Below are 22,993 nucleotides of genomic sequence, written 5' to 3'. Positions count from 1 at the left end.
CGGCCGGGCACACCGCTGGACTGACCGGCTTGGCCACCGCGCGGCAGCAGCTGCGGCGGAGCGCAGCGGAGCCTGCTTTGAGCCCAGCCGCCCGCCGGGCCGAGGACCGTGACGCCGCGTCGGCCGCCCCCTTCCCTCCCGCTGCCGCCGCTTTGGACCCGGAGGGTCCGAGACGAAACCCGCACCCGCCCGAACCGAATACCGCGAGACGGCGCAAAGGCGCAGCCGAAGCGCAGCCCTGGACAACCGCCGCCACCGCCGACGACGACCCCGCCCAGATCGCCGAACGACAATGCGACGAGGCGATGCTCCCAGCATCATGGAGCCGTGCTGATTGAAACCGACTTAACTCCCCTGCTCCGTACGGACTTCGGCGACGACGAAGCCTGGCAGGCCGTCCGCGCGGCCGTGGCCGCCCCGGTGGGTGGCGGTCTGGTGCGGGCCGATACGGAAGCCGTGGAGGACCGGCGGCTCGCGTGGCTCACGAGCGAGCAGATCGTGGCGTCGGTCGGCCAGGACGCCCCGTACGCCGTCGTGGTCGTCGCGGACCGGCGGACCATGGCCGAAGCCGAAATGCCGCTGCTCGTCATTGCCCTGAGGGACGGGGCCGAACTGCGCTGCGTACCCGAGGCGCTGTGGGCCCTACTCACCGATACGGGTGTCCGGGGCATGGGGCTCGCGGAATTCCTGGATGACGTCGGCCCGGACGGCCTGTTCCGTGGCGTCGGCGGCCTTCACGGCCTGGAGCGGAGGCTTGCCGCCCTGGCAGAGCTGCGCGGAGCCGCTGCCGCCCATCTGGGCACATCGCAGGCAGCCCAGCGCCCGCAGATCCCCGGCCCGCCCCCGGCCGCGGCGGTCCCCGGCAGGCCCGCTCCTCAAGCCTCCCCAACAGCGCCGTCCGTACCGGCACGGCCCTTGTTTCCTCCCACGACCGACTGACCGGACTCGGCACAGGGCCCGAGGTCCCAGGGCGACGGCCTCTGACGTGGACCGTTGGCCTGGCAGGAGACCTTGCTCTGCCACGGTGGGTTGATCTGGACGGCCTACGGCGATGAAGGGATCTACGGAGGACATCGGGAGTCGGCGGCGGCCGGTCTGGTACTCCGGCACCAGCCGCGGCGGCACGTTCCTGACGCGGATCACCCCCGCCACGGGCGGGGTGACCAGCCGGCCCAGTCCCGTACGTGATCCGGACGGATTCGCCGTACGCGGCCGCCGAGCGGTTCCCGAAGCCTGACACAGCGCGGAAATCCACGCGCGCCCGCCGACTCCCGGACGGTACGGTCGATGCCTCTCCGGCGGCGGCCGAAAGGAGCGCGCCCGATGCCCGCACCCCCGTCCGGCTTCGCCTACCGACAGCGCGGCGACGGCAGCGTGGTCGTCACCCACAACGGCCGTGCGGCGACCACCCTGCGCGGCTCCCGGGCGGCGCAGTTCATCGCCGAGGCCGAGGCGGGCGATCCGCAAGAGGTGATGGCGCGCTGGACCGGCAACTACCGCAGGGGCAACGAGCGCACCGCCCGCGACCACCCGCGAAACCGGCGCTGAACGACGATCATCAGCGTTGCTCGGCACCCCTCAGGCCGCTCAGTCCCACCCCTCCCCGGCCTGAGGTTCGGGCAGCCAGTCCTGCGCCGGGTCGTACTCCAGCCACCGGCTACGCCCCGCCTCCGCCGCGAGGGCGCTCAGCAGGGCGGTCAGGTGAGGGGGTCCGCTGCCGCACCACAGCAGCGACCAGGCGTACAGCGGCGTCGGGTCGACCAGTGGAAGGGACCGGATCCCCGGAATGTGCGGAAGCGGCACGTCGGCGGGTATCAGCGAGAAGCGGCGCGGGTCCGTGGCCAGGTCGGCGAGGAAGCCGTCCAGCCCCAGGTTGGTGCCTTCGGCACGGTCGCGGATGCCGAACCGCTCGGCGAAACGGTGCAGGAAGTCGAGCCGGTCCAGCGTCGTGGGGGCCCATAGCAGGCTGTTCCGCAGCTGCTCGGGCCGCAGGGCGGGCTCGTCCGCCAGTGGATGGTCCACACTCAGGACGGCGTCCACCGGCTCCAGCCGTACCAGACGGTGTGTCAGCCCCGCGGGCAGCGGTGGATGGACACGGCCGAACGCGGCGTCGATGTCGCCACGCAGCAGCGCCGCCGCCACCGACGGCAGGTCACGGCCGTGTCCGAGTTCCAGCGGTGGTGGTGCGTCGATTCCCGCCGCCACCTGTGCAAGCGTGCGCATCGGTGCGTAGAGGTGGCCCCATACATCGACCCGCAGCGGCCGGTGTTCGTCCAGGGCCGCGGCCACGGCCCGGTCCGCGGCGGCCAGCGTCTGCCGGGCCGGTTCCAGGAAGCGGTGGCCGGCGCGGGTCAGCTCCACCCCTTGGCCGGTGCGCAGGAACAGCGAGGTGCCCAGCACGGACTCCAGGCGCGCGATCCGCTTGGAGAGCGCCTGTTGTGAGATCGACAGCGCCTCGGCCGCCCGTCCGAAGTGCGCCTCCTCGGCGGCGAGAACGAAGGCGTGCACCTGCGCCAGATCGAGGTCCATGGCTCTCACCCTAGAGGCCCATCCAGAGAGGTACGCGCCTCTCTCCATGGGCGACAACCATGGGTGACAACCATAGGTTGTCGGCCCGCCCAGCGGGTTGTTGGCCCGTCCGGTGTCACCGCCGATTACATGATCCGCATGCAGAGACTGATCCCCACGGGAGATCCGGCGCGCCCGGTGGAGTTCGCCGAGGACGCCCAGCCCGTCCCGGCCCCGGACGAGGCGTTGATCCGTGTCGAGGCGTTCGCCCCGAACCGAGGCGAGACATTCCTCCTGGAACGGCCGGAGCCCGGCCTGATGCCCGGCAAGGACGTCGCCGGCCTGGTGGTGCAGGCAGCCGCCGACGGATCCGGCCCGCGGGTCGGCACCCGTGTGGTGGGCCACCCGCCCCGGGGCGGGTGGGCCGAGTACGCGGCCGTACCCACCCACTCGCTCGCCGAACTGCCCGACTCCCTCAGCGCCGTCGACGCCGCGGCCCTGCCGCTGGCCGGCATCACCGCCCTGCGGCTGCTGCGCACCGCCGGCAGCGTGACGGGCAGGCGGCTGCTGGTGACCGGCGCCTCGGGCGGTGTCGGCCACTACGTCACCGAGCTGGCCGCCGCCGCGGGCGCGGAGGTCACCGTGGTGACCTCCACCCCGTCGCGCGCCGAGCGGCTGCGCGCGCTGGGCGCCGCGGCGGCCGTACACGCGGTGGCCGAGGCGCGGGGGCCGTTCGACGTGGTGCTGGAGTCCACCGGCGGCGCCGAGCTGCCGGTCGCGCTGTCCGAACTGGCCCCGGGCGGCACACTGATCTGGTTCGGCCAGGCCAGCCGCACCCCGGCGACGCTGGACTTCTTCGACCTCCTCAGCGGCCCGGAAGGCGCCGTCATCCGCCACTTCCACTACGCGGGACCCAACGCGGGCCCGCCCTACGGCCACGACCTGGCCACCCTGGTGCGCCTGGTGCGCGACGGGCGGCTGCACCCGGAGATCGACCGCACCGCGGACTGGGCGAAGACCGCCGACACCCTGGTCGACCTGCGGGAGCGCCGGATCCGCGGCAAAGCGGTCCTCACCACGGGCGTGGTGTCGTGAACGTCGCCGCCCTCGCCGCGGAGAATCTGACGCGCGCCACCGCCGCGGGTCTCGACCCGCACGAATACCACCGCGTCACCGCCGAATTGACCTCGGTCGACGGCTGGGGACAGGCGTTTACGAGGGCCGCTCGGCGCCACCTCGTACGAGCGGAACAGGCCGCTTCCGCCATATCGGCCGGCGAGCACTACCAAGTGGCCGCGCGCTGGTTCCACTTCGCCACCCTGGGCCCGTACACGGACCGGGCTCCGGCCGAGACCCAGGCTGCCGCCGAGGCCGACGCCGCGATGCGCCGTGCGCTGGAGCTTCTGGAACCCGGCGCCCGCCGAGTCGACGGGCCCGCCTTCGCCGGCTGGCTCCGCGGCCCCGCCGACGCGCCCGCCACCGTGGTCGTCGTGCCCGGCCTGGACTCCGGCAAGGAGGAGTTCCACGCGGTCACCTCGGCGCTGCTGCGCAGGGGCCTGGCCGTGTTCACGATGGACGGCCCCGGGCAGGGCACACTCGCGGCCACCACCACGGTCCGGCCCGACTACCACCAGGTGATCGGCCAGGTCGTGGACGCGCTCGGCGTCGACCGGATCGGGCTCGTCGGCCTCAGCCTGGGCGGTTACTACGTCGCGGAGGGCGCCGCCCACGAGCCTCGCGTGGCCGCCGCCACCACCGTGAGCGGTCCCTTCCGCCTCGACTGGCCGGCCCTGCCGCCTCCGCTCCGGAACATCCTCACCCGGCGCGCCGGAGGAACCCGGGCGGCCCGCGAATTCGCCGACCGGATCAACCTGTCCGCACTGGCGCCCCGTATCGCCTGCCCGCTCCTGGTGGTCGACGGCGGCCAGGACGACATCTCAGGAGTGACCTGCGGGGAGCCGCTGGCCCGCCTGGCGCCGCGCGGTGAGTACCTGCTCGTCCCGTACGGCGACCATCTGCTGGGCAACGCCCACGCGGACTGGCTGCCCAGGGTCGCCGACTGGATGTCCGAGGCGCTCGGAACGCCCGGGACGCCGACGCCGGACGGCCCGTCGGAGACATAGCGCCCGCCGAGCGTACTCACCCCACCGCCGCAACCCACTTGTCGACGGTGCTGACCTCGGCCTGCCCCGGGAACACCTTCTCGGTCAGCAGCCGGTGGACCTCCGGGTCGCGGTCGGCGCAGCCGTCGGCCAGCACGGTGAGCCGGTAGTCGAGGTCGGCGGCCTGGCGCAGCGTGGACAGGACGACGCCGCTGGTCGCGAGGCCGGTCAGGACGAGACGGGTGATGCCGGCGGATCGCAGGACCAGCTCCAGATCGCTGCCGGTGAAGGCGCTGACCCGCTTCTTGGTGACCACGACCTCCTCGGGCCGCGGCGCGACGTCGGGGTGGATGGCCGCATGGGGGTCGCCCTCGGCGAAGGCGCCCGGCGGCAGGGCGCTGAACGTCGCGTTGCGGTCGGACACTTCGGGGTGGCCGGACCGGAAGCCGATGACCACGTACACGACCGGGATGTCGGCGCGGCGGGCGGCATCGATCGCACGGCTCAGACGGGGCAGGTAGTCGGGGTCGTCGTGGACGCGGGCCACGATGCCCTCCTGGATGTCCATCACGAGCAGGGCGGTGTTGTCGGGCACGTTCGCGTTCACGTTCACTGAACCTTTCAGTGCTGTCATCACTGTGATCAGGGAAAGCGCTGGGCAGAAGGAGACCGGTCGTCGGCCCCGATCCGGCCCAGCGAGCGGTCAACGGCCGTGACCACCAGGAACACGGCGGCGACGGCGAGCATGAGCCAGGTCAGACCGTGCAGGCCGCCGGTGTCGGCGCGGGCGCCGTAGAAGGCGCCGTACGCGCTGGAGGCGACGATCGCGCCGAGGTAGAAGAAGGTACGCATCAGCCCCGCCGAGGACCCGATCCGCTCCGGGTCGGCCTGGTGGTACACCGCGTTCTGCAGCGCCAGGTTGTTCAGCCCCTGCGGTACGCCGAAGAGCAGCGCGACGGCGATCAGCAGCCACACCGGGCTGTCCGGCCGCAACAGCAGCATCGTGGCGCATGCGGCGATCTGCCCCAGGGCGCCGACAAGGAGCTTGCCGCGCACCTCGGGGCGGCGGCCGGTGGCGGCGGACACGGCGATCCCGACCAGGAACACCGGCAGCTGCGCAAGCCCCGCCTGCGATGCGCTCAGCCCCCGCCCCTCCTCCAGCCACTGGGGGTAGCCGTACAGAAAGACGTACGACACGACGGCGGCGAGGACGGTACGCCCGTACGTGAGGACCAGCGGCCGATTGCCGCCGAGCACCCGCAGATCGATGAACGGCTCCGCCGCCCGCAGCTCACGCACCGTGAACCCGGTCGCCGCCACCGCCACGAGCACCGGCAGATACCAGCGGTCGGCCCGCGGCTGCATCAGGAAGAGCAGCAGCGCGACGAGCGTCGCGGCGAACAGCGCCATCCCGGCCAGGTCCAGCCTGATCCGCTCGCCGCCGCGCTCCGACGGGTCCGGCGGGGGCGCCTTGGGCAGCCGCCGGGCGCCGAGGATCAGACCGGCCACGGCCAGCGGGATGTTGACGGCGAACGTGGTGCGCCAGCCGCCCAGGCCGATCAGCAGCCCGCCCAGGGACGGCCCGATGACGGCGACGGTCTGGTTGGCGACCGCGAGCGCGGTCAGCACCCCGGCGGGGCTCTCCCGCCCCGTCCGCCGGGCCTCGCCCCGGATCAGATACATCGCCGCCGGATAGCCCGCGCACGTACCGAACCCCAGCACCACCCGCGCGGCGATCAGCACGCCCAGATTCGGGGCCAGCACCCCCATCAGCCCCGCGATCCCGCCCAGCGACATCCCGGCGAGGAAGAGCCGGCGCGGCCCGTAGATGTCGATCAGCCGCCCCATCACGGGCTGGCCTATCGAGGTGGCCAGATAGAGCGCGGAGACCAGCCACGCCGTCTGCGAGGGCGGCGCGCCCAGCGCGATGCCGATCGGCACCAGTGCCACGGCGACGATGGTGGAGTTGATCGGGTTCAGCACCGAACCCAGGATCATCGGCGCGAGCAGCCTCCGGTCGAAGGCGTCCCGCGTCCCTTTCCCGGCCCTCCGCCGCGCGAGCAACCCGAACGGCCCGAGTGAAGCAAGCGGCCCGAGTGAAGCGAGCGAAACGAGCGACCTGAGCCGCGCGATCATGCGCCGCTGAGCCGGTCCAGCAGGACCAGCGCCTCGATGATGGTCTGCCGCTCCTCCTCCGTATAGCCGGATTCGAGCGACCGGGCGAGCCATTCCTCCCCCGCCCGCCGCGCGTCGTCCACATACGCTGTACCGCTCTCGCTCAGCGAGATCAGCTGCCGCCGCCCGTCGTCAGGATCGGGCCGCCGCCGGATCAGCCCACGCTCGTCGAGCACCCCGAGCGTGGCCGCCATCGACTGCGGCCGAACACGCTCCGCCGCCGCCAGAGCACTGGTCGAGGCCGGGCCGTCCTTGCTGAGCCTGCTGAGCACGGCCGTCTGCGTGGGGGTGAGCTCCTCGTTGTCGTACGTCTCCTTGAACCGCCGCCGCAGCCGCCCGACCACGACCCGGATCTCATGCGCGGCGCGCACGGCGGATGCGGGCATGCCGTCTGGGGTCTCTGTCATGCCTCCACCGTAATTTCTTCAGTCCAGCCTGTCCAGTTTTGGCTGCACAGGCTGGACTGAAGAAATTACCGCGCGACCGGCGCTGACCGGAGCCGGCCGGGACGGCGGGATCAGCGGGTGATCCTGGCCGCGCGCAGGCGCCCGTCACCACCGTCGAAGTAGGCCACCCCGTCGGCGACAGTCACCTTCGGCTCATGGTCATTCGCCAGCCGGGCCTGCCCCAAGGAGTCGCCGCTGTCGGCGTCCAGGAGGTACAGAGCACCGGCTTCCGTACTGACGTAGACCGTTCCAGCCGTGACCGTGGGCGGCGAACTCACCTGTGGCATCTGATACTTCCACAGCATTTTGCCGTCCTTCGCATTCACTGCGAATACCTGGCCGTACCCCGAGTCGGTTTCGTCGCTGTTTCCGCTGATGTAGACGACCCCGTCAGCTACCACTGGGGGCTTTGAATCCGAGAAGTCGGAGAGACCGGTCCGGTATTTCCACAGCAGGTCGCCGTTGTCGGCGTCACGGGCGGACAGAATGCCGTCTTCGCCGACGACGTGGATGACCCCGTGAGCGACGGTAAGTGACGTCAGCGGATCAGGGAGGATGTCAGCGCTGATGTGCACCTTCCACAACTGCTTGCCCGTGTCGGCATCCAGGGCATGGAGGTAGGAACCGCGTACGGTATGGGCGCCGTAGTAGAGGACCCCGTCGTCAAAGGCCAGCGCGGTCCCGAGGCTGAGTACCCGACTCCACCTCTTTTCACCGGTCTCGGCATCCAACGCGTACACGGTGCTGCTTCGTGTGGCGAGCGAGTTGCTGTAAAAGAAGGCGGTTCCGCCGGCCATGACGGGGGCGGAGGATACGAGGTCGTCGGGTTTGAACTTCCACAGGCGGCGGCCGGTGTCGGCGTCCAGGGCGTACACGCGGCTGGTGTCGGCGTTGGGAAATCCTCCACTGCTGAAGGAGACCACTCCTTCGGTGACAGTCGCGGAGCTCAGGATGTCCGTCGTCTGGTCGTTTTCCCACAGTTGGTCGCCGGTGTCGGCGTCGAGGGCGTACATGCCGCGGTCTCTGTCGCCGGCGTAGACCGTCCCGTCCTTGACCACCGGTGACAAGTCCGTACCTTGTCCCGAGGACCACAGCTGCCTCAGCACCGGTGCGTGGGGCTTCTCGGTCTGCTTTCCGGTCTGCTTTCCGGTCTGCTTGTCGCCGGAATTACCGCCGGGGAGGAGCGTTACGGTGACGATGACAGCGAGGACGGCGGCGACCGCGAGGCCCACCACGACTCGGCCCCGCGTGAACACGCGCCTCTTGCCGCCGGGGGTGGATTCCGGTTGTGAGGGTTCCGCTGTCGGTGGGCCCGGGACGGATACCGTCGCGCGGATGGTGGGGGGAACGACTTCGGCAGTGGTCTGCCCGGTAGGCGCGGACAGTAGCGCGGACAGCGGCTCGTTCCGCTTGCGGGTGATCTCGGCCGTCACCGGCTCAGGCAGCCAGTCGGCTTCCGCGGACAATCCGTCGGCCTGTCCGGCCTGCGAAGCCCGGCCCAGCTCTGTCACCAGGTCCGGCACGGTGGGTCGTTGGTCCGGGTCCTTGGCCAGGCACCGGGCCACGACGTCGGCCAGTTCGGGCGGCAGGCCGGTCAGGTCCGGTTCCTCATGGACCACCCGGTAGTTCAGGCCCTGGGCGGAGCCGCCGCCGAACGGGCCGGATCCGGTCGCCACGTAGGCCAGGACAGCGCCAAGGGCGAATACGTCGCTCGCCGCTCCCACCGTGTCGCCCACCAGCTGTTCGGGGGACATGAAACCGGGCGTCCCGACCATCGCCCCGGTCAGCGTGAGCTTTGTGGCCTCGGACGCCAGGGAGATACCGAAGTCGATCAACCGCGGGCCGTCCGCGGCCAACAGGACGTTCGACGGCTTGAGATCGCGGTGCACCACATCGGCACCGTGTACGGCCTCCAGCGCCTCGGCCAGCGCGGCCCCCAGCGCCAGCACCGAGGTCTCCGGCCAGGCACCGTGCGCGGCCACCGCAGCATCCAAGGACATCCCCGGCACGTATTCGGTGGCCAGCCATGGCGGCATGCCCTTCGGGTCGGCATCCACCACCGCGGCGGTGAAGAACCCCGTCACCCGGCGGGCCGCCTCCACCTCCCGGACGAACCGACGCCGGAAATCGGGATCGTCCGCAAGCTCGGCCCGTACCACTTTCACCGCGACCGCGCGGCCACCCAGTGACCGGCCCAGATACACCTGGCCCATCCCGCCACGGCCCAGCCGCCCGACAATCCGGTACCGCCCGACCTGCTCGGGATCCCCAGCCTCCAGCGGCGCAATCGCCCCCACCCCGCTCCCCCTCTCACTCATCAGTGGCCGTGGCCGAGACCGCGTGCAGACGCCCGGCTTTCTCGTAGTAGAGCGTGCCGCCGACGACGGTCAGGTTCTCGCCCAAGTCCTCTTCCCGCACGCGGTCGCCGCTATCAGCGTCCAGGGAGTACAGGGTGCGGCCGCCATCACCACCGTCGCTGAACAGGACGGTGCCGCCGACGACGGACAGCAGATCCACGTCCTCCAGGTCCGGCTTGTGCCGCCACAGCGGTTTTCCGTTGTCGGCGGTGAAAGCGCACACGTAGCCATCGTTCTCGAAATAGACCACGCCGTCGGCGACTATCGGGGCACCCGCCCCGTTGGCCATGGCCGGGTCCCACAGTTTCCCCTCGAAACCACGCCTCCAGACCTCCCGGCCGGATTTGGCGTCGACCGCGTACAAAGTGCCGTCCTTGCTGCCGAAGTAGACGGTTCCGTCCGCGTCGACGGATGACGACACAATCTCGTTGCCAGCCTTGAACTTCCACAGGTTGTCGCCGCTCTCCGCGTCCACGGCGTACAGAGTGTCGCCTCCGGCAGCCGAGACGGGATAGAGGATCCCGTCGGCGATGGTCACCCCTTCCTGCAATGCGCCGTCGTACTTCTTCTTCCAGATCAGTTCGCCCGTATCGGATTTCACCGCGGCCAGGAAGGCGGAGTAGGTCACATAGGTGGTTTCGCCGGCTGCTACGGCTGTCGCATGAACTCCGCCGTCCTTGATCTTCCAGAGTTCGTCGCCGCTGTCGGCGTCCAGGGCGTACATGTAGTTGTCGTCGCCGTAGTAGGCCATCCCGTCGGAGGCCCCCAACAGACTGATCGAGTCCCCCGTGCCGCGCTGATGCCACAACTCGTCACCGCTGTCGGCGGCAAGGGCATCCAGGCTGTCTTTGCCGTTGTCGAGGTAGACCGTGCCATCCGTCACCGTCGACAGTTCCATACGGTCACCCAAGGCGTGGGACCACAGTTCCTTCCGCGCTGTTTCCTTCCGCGCTGTTTCTTTCCCCGCTGCTTCCTTCCGCGCCGGTGCGCCGCTGGAATCATCGCCCTGGCCGTCGCCGGGCAGAAGACCGGAGAGCAGCGCCGTCGTGTAGACAAGGGAGAGGACCGCCGCGACGACGAGCCCCGTCAGGACGCGGCGTCGAGTGAGTCTGCGCTTTCCGCCGCCGGGGGTGGAGTCGGACGGTGGGGGTTGCGCTGCCGAGGAGGCGGGGAGCGGTGCCGTGGCAACGGTGGTGGGAGCGGGCTCGGTCGTGGGCTGTTCGACGGGCCTGGGGAGGGGGGTGGCCTGCACGCGGGCGATCTCCGCGGCCACCGGCTCCGGCAGCCAGTCGGCGTCGGTGAAGAAGCCGTCGGCCCGTCCGGTCCGCGACGCCCGGCCCAGTTCTGCCACCAGGTGCGGCACGGTGGGTCGTTGGTCCGGGTCCTTGGCCAGGCACCGGGCTACGACGTCGGCCAGTTCGGGCGGCAGGCCGGTCAGGTCCGGTTCCTCATGGGCCACCCGGTAGTTCAGGGCTTGGGCGGGGCCGGTTCCGAACGGGCCGGATCCGGTCGCCGCGTAGGCCAGGACGGCGCCGAGCGCGAAGACGTCGCTGGCAGCCGAGACCTTGTCGTGCACCAGTTGCTCGGGCGAGATGAAGCCGGGTGTGCCGATCACCACGCCGGTCTCGGTGAGCTTGGTGGCCTCGGCCGCCAGCGAGATACCGAAGTCGATCACTCGCGGGCCGTCCGCGGCCAACAGGACGTTCGAGGGCTTGAGATCGCGGTGCACCACATCGGCACCGTGTACGGCCTCCAGCGCCTCGGCCAGCGCGGCCCCCAGCGCCAGCACCGACCTCTCCGGCCAGGCACCGTGCGCGGCCACCGCCGCCTCCAGGGACATCCCGGGTATGTAACTGGTGGCCAGCCACGCCGGTGTACCTTCCGGATCCGCGTCCACCACCGCGGCGGTGAAGAGGCCGGTCACCCCGCGGGCGGCCTCCCCCTCCCGGGCGAACCGGCGCCGAAACCCCGGGTCGTCCGCCAGCGCCGCCCGCACGACCTTCACGGCGACCGCGCGGCCACTCGGCGACAGCCCCAGATACACCTGGCCCATCCCGCCGCGGCCCAGTCGCCCGACGATCCGGTACCGCCCGACCCGCTCGGGATCCCCCGTCTGCAACGGTGCGAACGCCGCCATCCCGCCCCTCCCCGTTCCTGCTGAGGTGAAGAAGCGTAACGGGTACTACGTGCGCGTTCGGGTCCAAGGAGGAGGCATAACAGCAAGTTGACGGCCCCTCAAAATGATCGTCAACTGCTTGGCGTTCTTCTGGTCGGAAGCTACGGATGGGGCTTCTCGATGTGGTCGGTCAAGACAGGATGCAGGATCTCGACCCACCCGTCGGTTCCGTGCACGCGGATCCGCTGCCCGTCCCGGATCAGCCGGGTGGCCTGCTCCACGCCCACGACGGCCGGCAGGCCGTACTCCCGGGCGATCACCGCGCCATGGGTCATCAGGCCGCCCACCTCCGTCACCAGGCCCGCGATTCCGACGAACAGCGGCGACCAGCTCGGATCCGTGAAGGTCGTGACCAGGATGTCGCCCGCTTCGAGCTCGGCCTCCGCCAGGTCAAGGATGACGCGGGCCCTTCCTTCGATGGTCCCGGCGGAAACCGGTAGGCCGATCAGGGCGCCGGCCGGCACGTCGTCGCGCCGGTACGCCCCGGTGACGGCCTCGCCGTCCGAGGTGAGGACCCGGGGCGGTGTGAGCGCGTGGTACGACCGGAAGGCGTCCTTGCGCTGCTGGACGAGCTGGTCATCCACCTGGTTCGAGCGCACGACGTCGTGGAGTTCCTGGAACGTGAGGTAGAAGATGTCCTCCTTCTCAGGAAGCACATTGGCCTGTACGAGGCGCTCGGCCTCCTCCAGCAGGGCCTGCTTGTAGACGAAGTAGCGGCTGACGATGCCGTACTTCGGGTACTCCCGGTACCCGATGAAGGTTCGGACCCGGTCGATCATCCGCTTGGCCTCGTCGGCCTTCCGGTCCCCGTCCGGCAGGGCCCGCAAGCGCGTCAGCAGGTCCTGTTCCTTCTTCTGTGCCTTCTGCCGGCCTTGCTCGAAGCGCCGCGCGGCGGCACCCGGCCCGAAGTTCCTGACGTTGTCGAGGATGACGGGCACGAGCGTGGTGGGGCGTTCGCGCCAACGCGGCCTCGTGATGTCGATCTCACCGACGCAGCGCATGCCGTACCGGTCGAGGTAGCCCTCTATAGCGTCGTGCGCTTCGGTCCCGCCCGCGAGCTTCCCCAGCTCGTCCAGGAAGCCCTCGTCCTCGACTCCCTCCAGGAACGCCACCACCTCCGGATGCGGGCGGATCACGTCCGCGACGTCGAGCAGCGCCAGTCCCATCTCCGAGGTGATGTTGTCGGGGGCGGACAGCGTGAGCGTGTCAGCGGCGTTCTTCTCGCCCAGCCACTCCTGCAGCTTGTCGTTGAGCCACCAGGTGGCCTCCATCCCCGCCATGATCGCCTGCATGTTCAGCGGATCACCGAGGACTCGTTTGTGCTCCTCGAAGGCCTCCAGCAGGAAGTCGAACAGCGCCGGTCCGGTCTTCGTCCGGATGTCGCGCTCCAGGGCGGCGATGGACGCCTGGCTGCGCTCGATCAGCTCGATGACGATGCCCGGATCGGTCTCGATCGGGTCGGACGCACTGCGGAACGGCGGGGACGACCCGCCGGGACCAGCGTCCGGGAGCGACGGAACGAAATCGTCGCGGTCGAGGACGGTCTCCAGAGCGTCCCTGACCAGCGGATCGCCTCTCCCCATGACGTCCAGGAGGGCGGCCCGGCTCGCGGGCGAGGCCAGGCGCCGGGTGGCGTCGACGAACAGCCTCCCGCCTGCCACATGCATCGGCGCCATGGCCGTCAGCTGCCATACGGAGAGCCCCAGGGGCTTCATGGGGTCGGTCATCATCTGCTGGTGACCGACGGAGACGTAGACGTGATTCTCCTGGTCGCCGGTCTCGGGGATGGGGAACAGCGTCGTGATCGGCCGGCTCTGAACGATCCGGAAGCCGTCATCGACCAGGCACCATTCGATGTCCTGCGGGCGGCCGAAGTGCGCTTCGATCCGCCGCCCGAGCTGCACGAGCCGCACGACCTGCGCATCCGTCAGCGCCGGCTGCTCCTGCCGCTGTGCGTCGATCGCCACTTCCCGCGTACCGCCGGCCGGCAGGGCGTGTACGGCACGCTGTTTGGCGGCGATCGCCTTGGCGACGACTTCGCCGTCTCGCACCTTGAAGACGTCGGGGTTCACCAGGCCGGAGACCAGGGCCTCGCCGAGGCCGAAGCCGGCGTCCACGGTGGCGACCTTCCGGTTGCCCGTGACGGGGTCGGCCGTGAACAGGATGCCGGCCGCATCCGGGAAGACCATCTGCTGTACGACCACGGCCATGTGGACCGTACGGTGGTCGATGCCGTTCCGCTGGCGGTAGGTCACGGCCCGCTCGGTGAACAGCGAGGCCCAGCACCGGCTGACGTGCTGGAGGATCGCCGTCGGCCCCACGACGTTCAGATACGTGTCCTGCTGGCCGGCGAAGGAGGCCGTCGGCAGGTCCTCTGCCGTCGCGCTGGATCGGACGGCGTAGGCGGCTTGCTCGCCGAGCCGGGCGAGCGCGCGGGTGATCGCCGCCGCGAGATCGCCCGGGATGGCAGTCCCTTCGATGGTCTCGCGAATCTGCGCGCTGAGCGTGCCGATCGCCTCCCGGTCCTCCGGGTTCAAGCGCGACAGCTGATCGAGCCGATCGTCGATCGACGGCGCCTCCGCCATGATCCGCCGGAAGGCGTCCGTCGTCACGCAAAAGCCACCCGGCACGCGGATGCCTTCGATCCGCGACAGCCCGCCCAGGTGCGCGCCCTTGCCGCCGACGACCGCGACCTGCGTCTCGTCAGCCTCTTGAAGATCCAATACGTACTGCTCGATCATCGCGATACCTCCGAGGCAGCCGTGCTCCCTTGCACTGCCACCGGTTCGGCGTGACCGCGTCCCCCGTACGCCGACAACAACACACGCACGTCGTGCCCTCATTTCCGCAGGTTGTGGCCTCGGCCGACGATTCTGCGCCGCGACCCGGGTCTTGCCGCAAGCCCCCCGGTGCGCTATAGGTTGAGAGTGGCGGGGAGAGTGTTCTCCTCGCCTTTCGCTGTCCGCGCTCCGGGGTGGCGCGGAGGCCGCTGATAGCTTGATCGGCATGGATCAGGACCGGGTGTTGGAGGCGTTCCGCCTCGAAGCGGGGGAGCTCACCAAGGCGGTTGCCGGGCTGCCGGAGGCCGAATGGGATCGTCCAACGCGGTGTGAGCCGTGGTCCGTTCGCGAGTTGCTGGGGCATGTCCGGGTAGTGATCGCCTGGCTGCCGCTGATGCTGGGCTGCCCGGCTCCGGAATGCGCCGAGGTCACTGCGGTGGGGTACTACCGGCCGGACGATCGGTTCAGCCCGCAGACGAACACCGTCCGCATCGAGCTGGCCCGCAACCACGCGGCACAGTGCGCCAACGGCGCCGCTCTCGCCGACGACTTCGCCGCAACGTGGCGGCAGGTGGACCGGTTGTGCCGTGACCAACCGGAAAACCTTGTTGTAAGGACGCGTCACGGCGACGCGATGCTGCTCTCGGAGTTCCTGATCACCCGGGTGGTGGAGGTCGCGGTTCACGGCCTGGACATGGCGGAGGCGCTGGGATGTGAACCGTGGCTGACGGCTGAGGCCGGGACGGCTGTGCGGCAACTTCTGCTCGGACCCGGGCAGTTGGACACCGTACGCAAGCTGGGCTGGGACGAGCCGACCTTCCTGCGCAAGGCCACCGGCCGCGCGGCGCTCGATGCGTTGGAGACTGCGCAGGTCGAACGGCTCGGCATCCAGTGGCTCACGCTCGGCTGACGCCGGGTTAAGCCCCCCGGCCCGGCGCGGGCCCGCGTCAGCGGTGGCCCGCGCCGTCTCCGTCGGGTCGGTTCATATCGTGCCGACGACGCTGCGGGTCATCGCGACCGCGCTGCCCAGATAGCGGGCGGGGTCGCACAGGTCGCTGATGCGCTCGGCGCCAAGCTGGTCCTCCAGCTCGGCGTGCGTATGGAGTTCGGCCTCGAGCGTGGTGCCGGTTTCGATGGCGGTGCGACAGGCTTCGTAGACGACATCGTGGGCCCGTTGGCGACCCAGAACGGGCGCCAGGTCCATCATGACCGCTTCGGCGACGATGAGCCCTCCGGTGATGTGGGTGTTCCGGCGCATCCGGTCCACGTTCACCTCCAGCCCGGAGAGCATGAACTCGGCCTGATGGAGGGAGCTGGACAGGAGCAGGAAGGCTTCGGGCACGGCGGCCCACTCCAGGTGCCAGGGGCCGGTGGCGCGCTCGAAGTCCTGCATCATCGCGTCGAGTACGGTCGAGGACTTGTCGCGGAGCAGTTTGGCGGCGGCGAACATCAGCTCGCTGGAGATGGGATTGCGCTTCTGCGGCATGGTCGAACTGGCCCCGCGCCCGGGAACAAAGGGCTCCGCGAGCTCGCCGAACTCGGAGGAGCACATCATCATCACGTCCCAGGCGATCTTGCCCAGCGAGCCGCCGACCGCCGCGAAGAGCATGACCAGCTCCGCGAGCCCGTCACGGGCGACATGCCAGGTGATCTCGGGATCGCGAAGCCCCAGTTCGGCCGCCAGAACGGCACGCGTCTCCAGGCCCTCCGGGCCCGGGCCGAGCGAGGCCAGAGTCCCCGCGGCGCCCCCGAACTGCACCATCAGGGCACGTCGGCGGGCCTGTTCCAGCCGCTCGGCGTGGCGGTCAAGGGCGGAGAGCCACACGGCGCAGCGGTAGCCGAAGGTGACGGGGAGGGCGTGCTGAAGGTGGGTGCGCCCGGCGGTGACGGTGGCGGCGTGCTCGTCCGCGAGCTGCCGGAGGGCGTGGCGTACCCGGTCGAGCTGGTCCTGGAGCAGGGCGACGCCTTGTTTGCACTGGAGCATCACCGCGGTGTCCATGATGTCCTGGGTGGTGGCGCCCCAGTGGAGGTAGCGGCCCGCGTCGCCGCACTGCTCGGCCACCTGCTTGACGATGGGCAGCACCGGGTAGCCGACGACCTCCGTCTCGGTGCGCAGCCGCTCCAGGTCGAGGCCGTCGAGACCGGCCTTGGCGGTGATGTCGTCAGCGGCCTCGGCGGGGATGATGCCGACTTTGGCCTGGGCGCGGGCGAGGGCGGTTTCGGTGTCGATGATGCGCTGAACGTAGGCGGTGTCGCTGAAGATCTCGCGCATGGCGGGGGTGCCGAACATGTCGCGGAAGAGGAAGGAGTCGTAGACGGTACTGCTCATGTGGTGTCTCACTTTGTGATGGAGGGGGTGGCGTGGGCGGGTTCGGACAGGGCGGGCACCTCGGACGCGGCCGAAACGCCGTCGGATTCGGCCTCGGCCTCGGACTGCGCGAGGAACGCGGCGGGGTCGGCCAGGGCGCGCTGGACCTTGTCGACGTCCATTTCCTTGCACCACTTGGCCAGGACGAAGGTGGCGACCACATTGCCGAAGGTGTTGCAGAACGCCGTGGCCATGGACATGAAGCGGTACACACCGAAGAGGACGGCCGTGCCCTCGACGGGGAGGGTCCCGGTCGCCGCGACCGTGGAGGTGAAGACGACGAACGTCCCGCCGGACACGGTGGCCGCGCCCTTGGACGTCAGCAGCATGATCAGGAGCAGGCCGAGCTGTTCGGGGATGCCCATGGGGATCCCGTACGCGTTGGCGACGAACAGGGTGCAGATGGACATGTACAGCGATGTGCCGTCGAGGTTGAAGGCGTAGCCGGTAGGTACCACCAGGCCGACGCTCTGCTTCGAACATCCGATCCTGGTCAGCTTCTTCAGCAGCCCCGGCAGGGCCGCCTCGGATGAGGCCGTGCCCAGGACGAGCGTCATCTCGACGCGTACGTAGCGCAGGATGCGCCAGATGTTGAATCCGGCGATCAGGCAGACCAGCCCCAGGATGCCGAACACGAAGACGGCGACGACCAGCCAGTACTGGAGGACGAGTTCGGTCAGGGCCAGGAGCATCTTGCTGCCGCTGGTGCCCACCGAGTAGGCGATGGCGCCGAAGGCCCCGATCGGGGCGAGCTTCATGACGACGTTGACGAAGGCGAAGAACGCCTCCGAGACGACCTCGAGGCCGGAGTTGATCTTCTCCTGCATATGCGGCTTGAGGGCCAGCAGACCAATGCCGAACAGAACAGCCACGAGCACGACCTGCAGCAGCTGACCGGAGGAGAAGGCTCCGACGAAGTTGTCGGGGACGATGTCCCGGATGAAGGCGAGGACCCCGTGTTCGCCCTCCCCGGCCGAGGGTGTCGGGGCGGTGCCGCCGCCCGAGGTGAGGCCCCCCGCGTCCTTGCCCACCCCGAACAGGTTCGCCGCCAGGAGACCGAGGAGCAGGGCGATCGTGGAGACGACCTCGAAGTAGATCAGCGCGAGGAAGCCGAGACGACTGGCCTTCTTCAGATCGCCGGCGGACGCGATGCCCATGACGACGGTGAAGAACACCAACGGGGCGACGCCCGCCTTGATAAGCGCCAGGAACAGATCCCCCATGATCTTCAAGTCCACCGCGAAGCCCGGGAAGGCGAAGCCGACCGCGACGCCCAGAGCCATCGCGATGACGACCTGCGCCCCGAGCCCCCGGTACCAGCGCTTGCGGAGCGCAGGGGGTGGCGAGGCGGCGTCCAGCAGCTGCTCCTGAGATCTCATGCGGGCACATCCTTGTCTAGACATGAGCTGTGTCTAGACAAGGATGCTCAGGGAAATATCTGTGTCAAGAGCTGTTCACAAATTGAGCGGCGGCCGCTGGCGGCCACTACCTCCGCTGCAGAACCGTCTCGTAGACGAAACGATCACCGGCATGCGTGCTCACGGTGACCTCGAACAGGACGCCGGAAGCGTCGTAGTAGCGGCGTACGAACTCCAGCCCCGGGCTCCCCGGCTCCAGCGCGAGATGCGCCGCCGCCTCCGCCGACACGTTCACCGCCCGCACCTGCTGCACCACCCGCTCCACCGCGCGCCCCGTCCGGGCCTCGATCAGATCGGCGATCAGCTGGCGGCCCTCCTCCAGATCCCCGGCGACCGCCTTGGCGTCCTCCGGGCCCAGATACACCCGCGCCCAGGAAACAACCTCGTCAGCGTGGTCAGGGTCCCGCCGGACCGAGGTCACACACACCTGCCTGGCCCCCTCGGCCAGGCCCGTGACCTCGGCGAGCGCCGCGTCCACCGTCACGGGTTCGACCGACAGAACACTCCGCACGGCGGCCTCGCCGTACTGGGTCAGCTCCTCGACACTCCCCAACTGCGCGGTGAACGCGGCCACCGGCGCCGCACGCTCCACACGCGTACCCGTCCCCGGGTGCCGCGAAATCAGCCCATCCAGCTCCAGCCGCTTCAACGCCCGCCGCAACGTCTCCCGCGAGACGCCGTACTCGACCGCCAACTCGGGCTCGGTCGGCAGCAACTCCCCCACGGGCCACTTTCCGGCGGCGATCTTCTTCATGAGGTCACCGGCGATCACCACGTATCGCGGCTCACCCACGAAGAACTCCTTGCCTGCTCAGGACCCGACCACGGAAATCCTAGAACACCGCCGGTACGGCGTCGGGCCCCGCGGGTGCGGGGCCCGCGGCGTACGGGGTGTCAGCGGTGTGCGGCGAACCCTACGAAATGGGTCCACGCGTCGGGTGTGACGGTGAGGATCGGGCCTGTGGTGTTCTTGCTGTCCCGGACGTGCACGGTGTCGGGGCGGGTGGCGACCTCTACGCACTCGCCGCCTTCACTGCCGCTGTAGCTGCTCTTGAACCAGACCAACTCGCGTATGTCTCCGCTCATAGCTCCCCCAGCAACTTCTCGATGAAGATGGACGACTCTCGTGGGTTGAGAGCCTGGGCCCGGATGATCCCATATCGGGCGGCGATGATGTGGACTTCTTCCCGGTCAGTGAGCAGAGCGCTGCGCCCCTGACCTTCGAGATACGCGAGTTGTTCGCCCCCCTTGGGAGTCATCAGGGTGAACGGCCCGTCCAGGCCAGCGCTGTCCTCCCGCCCCATAGGCATCACCTGGATCTCCACATTGCGCTTCTCTCCAACCAGGAGCAGGTGCTCCAACTGCCCACGCAATACCTGCACCCCGCCAATCGGCTTCCGCAGCACGGACTCCTCGATGACGAAGCCCAGGAGGGGCGCGGGTCGCGCGCCGAAAATCGCCTGACGCTCCATCCTCGCAGCTACCCGCTGTTCGACGATCTCTTCATCCAGCAGTGGACGCCGCATCCCGAGTACGGCTCGCGCGTAGTCCTCCGTCTGCAACAGCCCAGGCACGGCCAGATGTGCGTAAATCTGCACCTCAGCCGCCACCGCCTCCAACCGCGCCGCATCGCGGAAGAACGCCGGATACCGCGCCTGCGCAAGCTCCTCCTTCATCGCCGCCAGCACGCCACCCGCGTCCAGCACCTCGTCGGCCTTGTCGACCAGCTCCGGCTTGGGGATGCGCCGCCCGCACTCGACCGACGCCACTTGGTCCACGCTGTACCCGATAAGCGAGCCCAATTCCGCTCTGGTGAGCCCGGCCCGTTCCCGGAACAGCTTCAGCTGCTTGCCGAAGCCCCTCAGGAACGCTGACCGCTCTGTACCTGCCATGTCGCACCCCTCCCGGCACACTTCGCGTGTTCGTACAGGCACCGTCCGTACACGCGCGCTTCCTGGCAAGGCTAGGCACACCCCCGCAAAGCTCACCCCCATGACGACCGAAAATGCCCCCTCACGGGGTACGAGCCCGGAACAGTTCCCTCCAGCACCAGGCGAGTTCGCCATGCGCTTCACCTCAACTCCGCGCGGCGCGCGCCTCGCTCGGCGGCTCGTATCGCATCGGCTCGCCGCGTGGGGCTACCCGTACGATTCCGGCCCCAACGAGACCGTCACGCTCATCGCGAGCGAGCTGGCCACCAACGCCGTGCGCCACGGCCGTGTCCCCGGGCGCGACTTCCACGTGCGCCTGACCGCACCGCCCGCCAGCCCCGACGCCGTGATCCGCATCGAGGTATCCGACACTCGCGCCGAGAAGCGCCCCACACTCGCCACGGCGGCACCGGACGCGGAAACGGGCCGGGGCCTCTACCTCGTCTCGCAACTGGCGGAGCGCTGGGCCGTCGGGCCGCGCCGGGGCGGCGCGCCCGGGAAAACGGTCTGGGCGGAAATCTCGACCGGCGCCAAACCCTCGGACTCCTGCTGACGCCTGGTTTGCGGTGGATATGAGCCGACGACAGGCCGACGCCATGGCGTGTCGCCAGCGCATACCCACCGCAAAGGTCACTGCGCGTCGGCCGGAGCAGGCTCGGGCCCGGACTCGGCGGCCCGCGCGGCGGGGGCAGAGGCAGGAGCAGACGCGCGGGGTGCGCGGGGGCGGGAGCGGGAGACGGCCACGCCGGTCAGGCACAGCGCGCCGCCGAGGAGGGTCAGCCAGGCGGGGACCTCGTCGAGGAACGCCCAGCTCAGCAGGACCACGATGGCCGGGACGGCGTACGTCGTGGCGCCCAGGCGGCTGGCGGGCATGCGGGCGAGGGCGTAGGTCCAGGTGGTGAAGGCGAGGGCGGTGGGCACCACGCCGAGGTAGAGCATGTTGAGCGTCGCGGAGGTCGGGGCATCCGGCAGCTCAGTGGCCAGTTGACCGGCGAAAGGGAGGCAGGCCGCCGTGCCGACCAGGCAGCCGTACGCCGTGATCTGGACCGGAGTCCCGTACCCCAGCGCGGGCTTCTGGGCGACCACGCCGGTCGCGTACGCCATGGCCGCGAGGAGGCACAGCACCACGCCGAGCACCGAGGTGCCGCCCTCGTGGCCGGACGAGGTCGACAGGCCGACCACCACCGCCCCGCCGAAGGACACCGCCATTCCGGCGAGCAGCCGTGGCGGCAGCGCCTCGCCGAGCAGCCGCGCCGCGAGGAGGGCCATCAGGATCGGCCCGACGTTGACGAGGAGCGCCGCCGTACCGGCGTCGACCAGGCGCTCGCCCCAGTTCAACGCGACCATGTAGCCGCCGAACCACACCACCCCCGACACGAGGATGCCGCGCCAGGCGCCCCGGGGTGGCAGCCCTTCCCGCCGTATCGCCACCAGGGCGAACAGCACCAGCGAGGCAGCCAGTAGTCGGCCGAGTGCGAGCGCGCCCGGGGAGTAGGCGGCCCCCGCGCTGCGGATGGAGACGAAGGCGGATGCCCAGGCGAGTACGGAGAAGGTGGCGGCGCCGGCCGTGAGGGCACCGGGCGAGGCGAGGCGGGAACTCATGCGCGCAGCCTAGGGTCTCAACATTTTGGTGTCCACCGAAATATTCGACTGCGAAAAGTTGCGCCGAGATCACTGCCAGGCGTCAGGCGTGAGCCCCAGGAGTTCACCGAAGGCCTGCTCCCCCGCGTCGGTCACCCGAAGCGCCCGCCCGCCCTCGCCCATCCGCGCCACCCACTCCACGCGCAGCGCCAGGGCGCACAGCCGCGCACCGGCCACCCCGCCCAGATGGCGGCGGCGCTCGGTCCAGTCCAGGCAGGAACTCGTGATGGGCCGGCGGCCCCGGTACTCCGACTCCAGGTCGACGCCCGCGCGGGCGCACCACTCCCGCCCCTCGTCGGTCAGCTCGAACACCCACTCCGTGAGCAGCAGTCCGCGCTCGGCCATGGCGTCGGTGACCGCCATGCCGAGCCGCCCCGCGAGGTGGTCGTAGCAGGTCCGCGCGTGGGCCAGCGGGTCGGATGCGGCGACGACCGGCACCGTGTACGGCGCGTCGCGGCCGGGGATGGCGTGTGAGGCGAGGGAGTCGACGAGGCGCGCGGTTTCCGCGTCAGCGATCCGTACGTACGTGTGGCGGCCCTGCCGTTCGGTCGCACAGATCCCGGCGTCCAGCAGGCGGGTCAGATGGCCGCTCGCGGTGGAGGGCGTGACCCCGGCGATCCGGGCCAGTTCACCCGCGCTCCACGTGCGTCCTTCGAGTAGCGCCATGCAGATCGCGGCCCGGGTCTCGTCGGCCATGGCGCCGGCGAGGGCGGCGAGGCGTGCGGCGGGCGGAGAGGAATCGGTCACGTCCCTCATCATGCCCCAACATTTCGGCGTGTGCCGAACCTTTGCCTCGCAGTCAGGTGCCGCTTGGCGCCGCCGACGCCGCGCTGCGCTGTGCTGCGGGTGGGCTTCGCTGTCGCTTCGGCTGCGCCTTTGCGCCGTCTCGCGGCATTCGGCTCGGACGGGTGCGGGTTTCGTCTCGGACCCTCCGGGTCCAAAGCTGCAGCAGCGGGAGGGAAGGGGGCGGCCGACGCGGCGTCCCGGTCCTCGGCCCGGCGGGCGGCTGAGCTTACGACAGGCTCCGCTGCGCTCCGCCGCAGCTGCTGCCGCGCGGTGGCCGGGCGGTCAGTCCAGCGGTGCGCCCGGCC

Annotated in this window: 21 protein-coding genes; 7 read left to right on the top strand and 14 right to left on the bottom strand. The window is 70.1% G+C overall.

The genetic code is table 11. From position 1 onward, the window contains the following. Positions 1–327 precede the first annotated feature (327 nt). The 3 genes from ACWDSL_RS40200 (at position 328) to ACWDSL_RS40190 (ending at position 1,548) form a co-directional block, all read left to right on the top strand. Positions 328–939, top strand: coding sequence for a DUF6924 domain-containing protein (locus tag ACWDSL_RS40200; RefSeq protein WP_450492958.1), 612 nt, complete (start codon positions 328–330; stop codon positions 937–939). Between the two features lie 112 nt (positions 940–1,051). Further along, positions 1,052–1,237 carry a hypothetical protein gene (locus ACWDSL_RS40195; protein ID WP_450492956.1) on the top strand — a complete coding sequence of 62 codons (186 nt, stop codon included), beginning with the start codon at positions 1,052–1,054 and terminating at the stop codon, positions 1,235–1,237. Between the two features lie 86 nt (positions 1,238–1,323). Beyond that, positions 1,324–1,548, top strand: a complete 225-nt coding sequence (locus ACWDSL_RS40190) for a hypothetical protein (protein WP_450492955.1) — start codon at positions 1,324–1,326, stop codon at positions 1,546–1,548. Between the two features lie 39 nt (positions 1,549–1,587). Here ACWDSL_RS40190 and ACWDSL_RS40185 read toward each other — a convergent pair whose 3' ends face one another. Then, on the bottom strand, positions 1,588–2,529 hold the full coding sequence (locus ACWDSL_RS40185; RefSeq protein WP_450492953.1) for a LysR family transcriptional regulator: 942 nt from the start codon (positions 2,527–2,529) through the stop codon (positions 1,588–1,590). A gap of 138 nt (positions 2,530–2,667) precedes the next feature. Here ACWDSL_RS40185 and ACWDSL_RS40180 point away from each other — a divergent pair, with 138 nt between their 5' ends. Together ACWDSL_RS40180 and ACWDSL_RS40175 are read left to right on the top strand one after the other, a co-directional pair. After that, entirely contained in the window at positions 2,668–3,603 is a 936-nt protein-coding gene (locus ACWDSL_RS40180) for a zinc-binding dehydrogenase (RefSeq protein WP_450492951.1), read from the top strand. After that, a complete protein-coding gene (locus ACWDSL_RS40175) occupies positions 3,600–4,631 on the top strand; it encodes an alpha/beta hydrolase family protein (protein WP_450492949.1) in 1,032 nt (343 codons plus the stop codon). Before ACWDSL_RS40180 ends, ACWDSL_RS40175 begins: the two co-directional genes overlap by 4 nt. A gap of 16 nt (positions 4,632–4,647) precedes the next feature. Here ACWDSL_RS40175 and ACWDSL_RS40170 read toward each other — a convergent pair whose 3' ends face one another. The 6 genes from ACWDSL_RS40170 to rph form a co-directional block, all read right to left on the bottom strand. Continuing rightward, positions 4,648–5,244, bottom strand: coding sequence for a cysteine hydrolase family protein (locus ACWDSL_RS40170; RefSeq protein ID WP_450492948.1), 597 nt, complete (start codon positions 5,242–5,244; stop codon positions 4,648–4,650). Between the two features lie 8 nt (positions 5,245–5,252). After that, the gene (locus ACWDSL_RS40165) at positions 5,253–6,608 is read right to left on the bottom strand and encodes an MFS transporter (RefSeq protein WP_450492947.1); all 1,356 of its coding nucleotides are present in this window, start codon (positions 6,606–6,608) and stop codon (positions 5,253–5,255) included. A gap of 134 nt (positions 6,609–6,742) precedes the next feature. Then, positions 6,743–7,171, bottom strand: coding sequence for a MarR family winged helix-turn-helix transcriptional regulator (locus ACWDSL_RS40160; protein WP_450492962.1), 429 nt, complete (start codon positions 7,169–7,171; stop codon positions 6,743–6,745). Between the two features lie 131 nt (positions 7,172–7,302). Continuing rightward, a complete protein-coding gene (locus tag ACWDSL_RS40155; RefSeq protein ID WP_450492945.1) occupies positions 7,303–9,528 on the bottom strand; it encodes an outer membrane protein assembly factor BamB family protein in 2,226 nt (741 codons plus the stop codon). 13 nt (positions 9,529–9,541) lie between these two features. Continuing rightward, the gene (locus ACWDSL_RS40150) at positions 9,542–11,725 is read right to left on the bottom strand and encodes a protein kinase domain-containing protein (protein WP_450492944.1); all 2,184 of its coding nucleotides are present in this window, start codon (positions 11,723–11,725) and stop codon (positions 9,542–9,544) included. Positions 11,726–11,865: 140 nt separating this feature from the next. Next, the gene (rph, locus tag ACWDSL_RS40145; protein WP_450492942.1) at positions 11,866–14,505 is read right to left on the bottom strand and encodes a rifamycin-inactivating phosphotransferase; all 2,640 of its coding nucleotides are present in this window, start codon (positions 14,503–14,505) and stop codon (positions 11,866–11,868) included. 265 nt (positions 14,506–14,770) lie between these two features. Between rph and ACWDSL_RS40140 the strand changes: the two genes are divergently transcribed. Continuing rightward, positions 14,771–15,454 carry a maleylpyruvate isomerase family mycothiol-dependent enzyme gene (locus ACWDSL_RS40140; protein ID WP_450492940.1) on the top strand — a complete coding sequence of 228 codons (684 nt, stop codon included), beginning with the start codon at positions 14,771–14,773 and terminating at the stop codon, positions 15,452–15,454. Between the two features lie 72 nt (positions 15,455–15,526). On the opposite strand, the gene ACWDSL_RS40135 is transcribed toward ACWDSL_RS40140, so the two are convergent. From ACWDSL_RS40135 to ACWDSL_RS40115, 5 genes are all read right to left on the bottom strand, one after another. Beyond that, complete coding sequence (locus tag ACWDSL_RS40135) at positions 15,527–16,873, bottom strand: class-II fumarase/aspartase family protein (RefSeq protein ID WP_450492939.1); 1,347 nt, start codon at positions 16,871–16,873, stop codon at positions 15,527–15,529. A gap of 8 nt (positions 16,874–16,881) precedes the next feature. Then, positions 16,882–18,291: a cation:dicarboxylate symporter family transporter gene (locus ACWDSL_RS40130; RefSeq protein ID WP_450492937.1), complete on the bottom strand. Its 1,410-nt coding sequence runs from the start codon at positions 18,289–18,291 to the stop codon at positions 16,882–16,884. A gap of 106 nt (positions 18,292–18,397) precedes the next feature. Then, the gene (locus tag ACWDSL_RS40125; protein WP_450492935.1) at positions 18,398–19,123 is read right to left on the bottom strand and encodes a GntR family transcriptional regulator; all 726 of its coding nucleotides are present in this window, start codon (positions 19,121–19,123) and stop codon (positions 18,398–18,400) included. A gap of 101 nt (positions 19,124–19,224) precedes the next feature. After that, entirely contained in the window at positions 19,225–19,416 is a 192-nt protein-coding gene (locus ACWDSL_RS40120) for a DUF397 domain-containing protein (protein ID WP_450492933.1), read from the bottom strand. Beyond that, positions 19,413–20,222 (bottom strand): helix-turn-helix domain-containing protein, encoded by an 810-nt coding sequence (locus ACWDSL_RS40115; protein ID WP_450492931.1) that lies wholly within the window; start codon positions 20,220–20,222, stop codon positions 19,413–19,415. Before ACWDSL_RS40115 ends, ACWDSL_RS40120 begins: the two co-directional genes overlap by 4 nt. A 172-nt stretch (positions 20,223–20,394) precedes the next feature. Between ACWDSL_RS40115 and ACWDSL_RS40110 the strand changes: the two genes are divergently transcribed. Beyond that, entirely contained in the window at positions 20,395–20,814 is a 420-nt protein-coding gene (locus ACWDSL_RS40110; RefSeq protein ID WP_450492930.1) for an ATP-binding protein, read from the top strand. A gap of 77 nt (positions 20,815–20,891) precedes the next feature. Here ACWDSL_RS40110 and ACWDSL_RS40105 read toward each other — a convergent pair whose 3' ends face one another. Together ACWDSL_RS40105 and ACWDSL_RS40100 are read right to left on the bottom strand one after the other, a co-directional pair. Next, positions 20,892–21,863, bottom strand: a complete 972-nt coding sequence (locus tag ACWDSL_RS40105) for a DMT family transporter (RefSeq protein ID WP_450492928.1) — start codon at positions 21,861–21,863, stop codon at positions 20,892–20,894. Between the two features lie 69 nt (positions 21,864–21,932). Then, on the bottom strand, positions 21,933–22,658 hold the full coding sequence (locus tag ACWDSL_RS40100; protein ID WP_450492960.1) for an ArsR/SmtB family transcription factor: 726 nt from the start codon (positions 22,656–22,658) through the stop codon (positions 21,933–21,935). Positions 22,659–22,993: the final 335 nt, after the last annotated feature.

It is taken from the genome of Streptomyces sp. NPDC000941, assembly GCF_053599555.1.
This window is presented reverse-complemented; position numbering and strand designations above follow the sequence as displayed.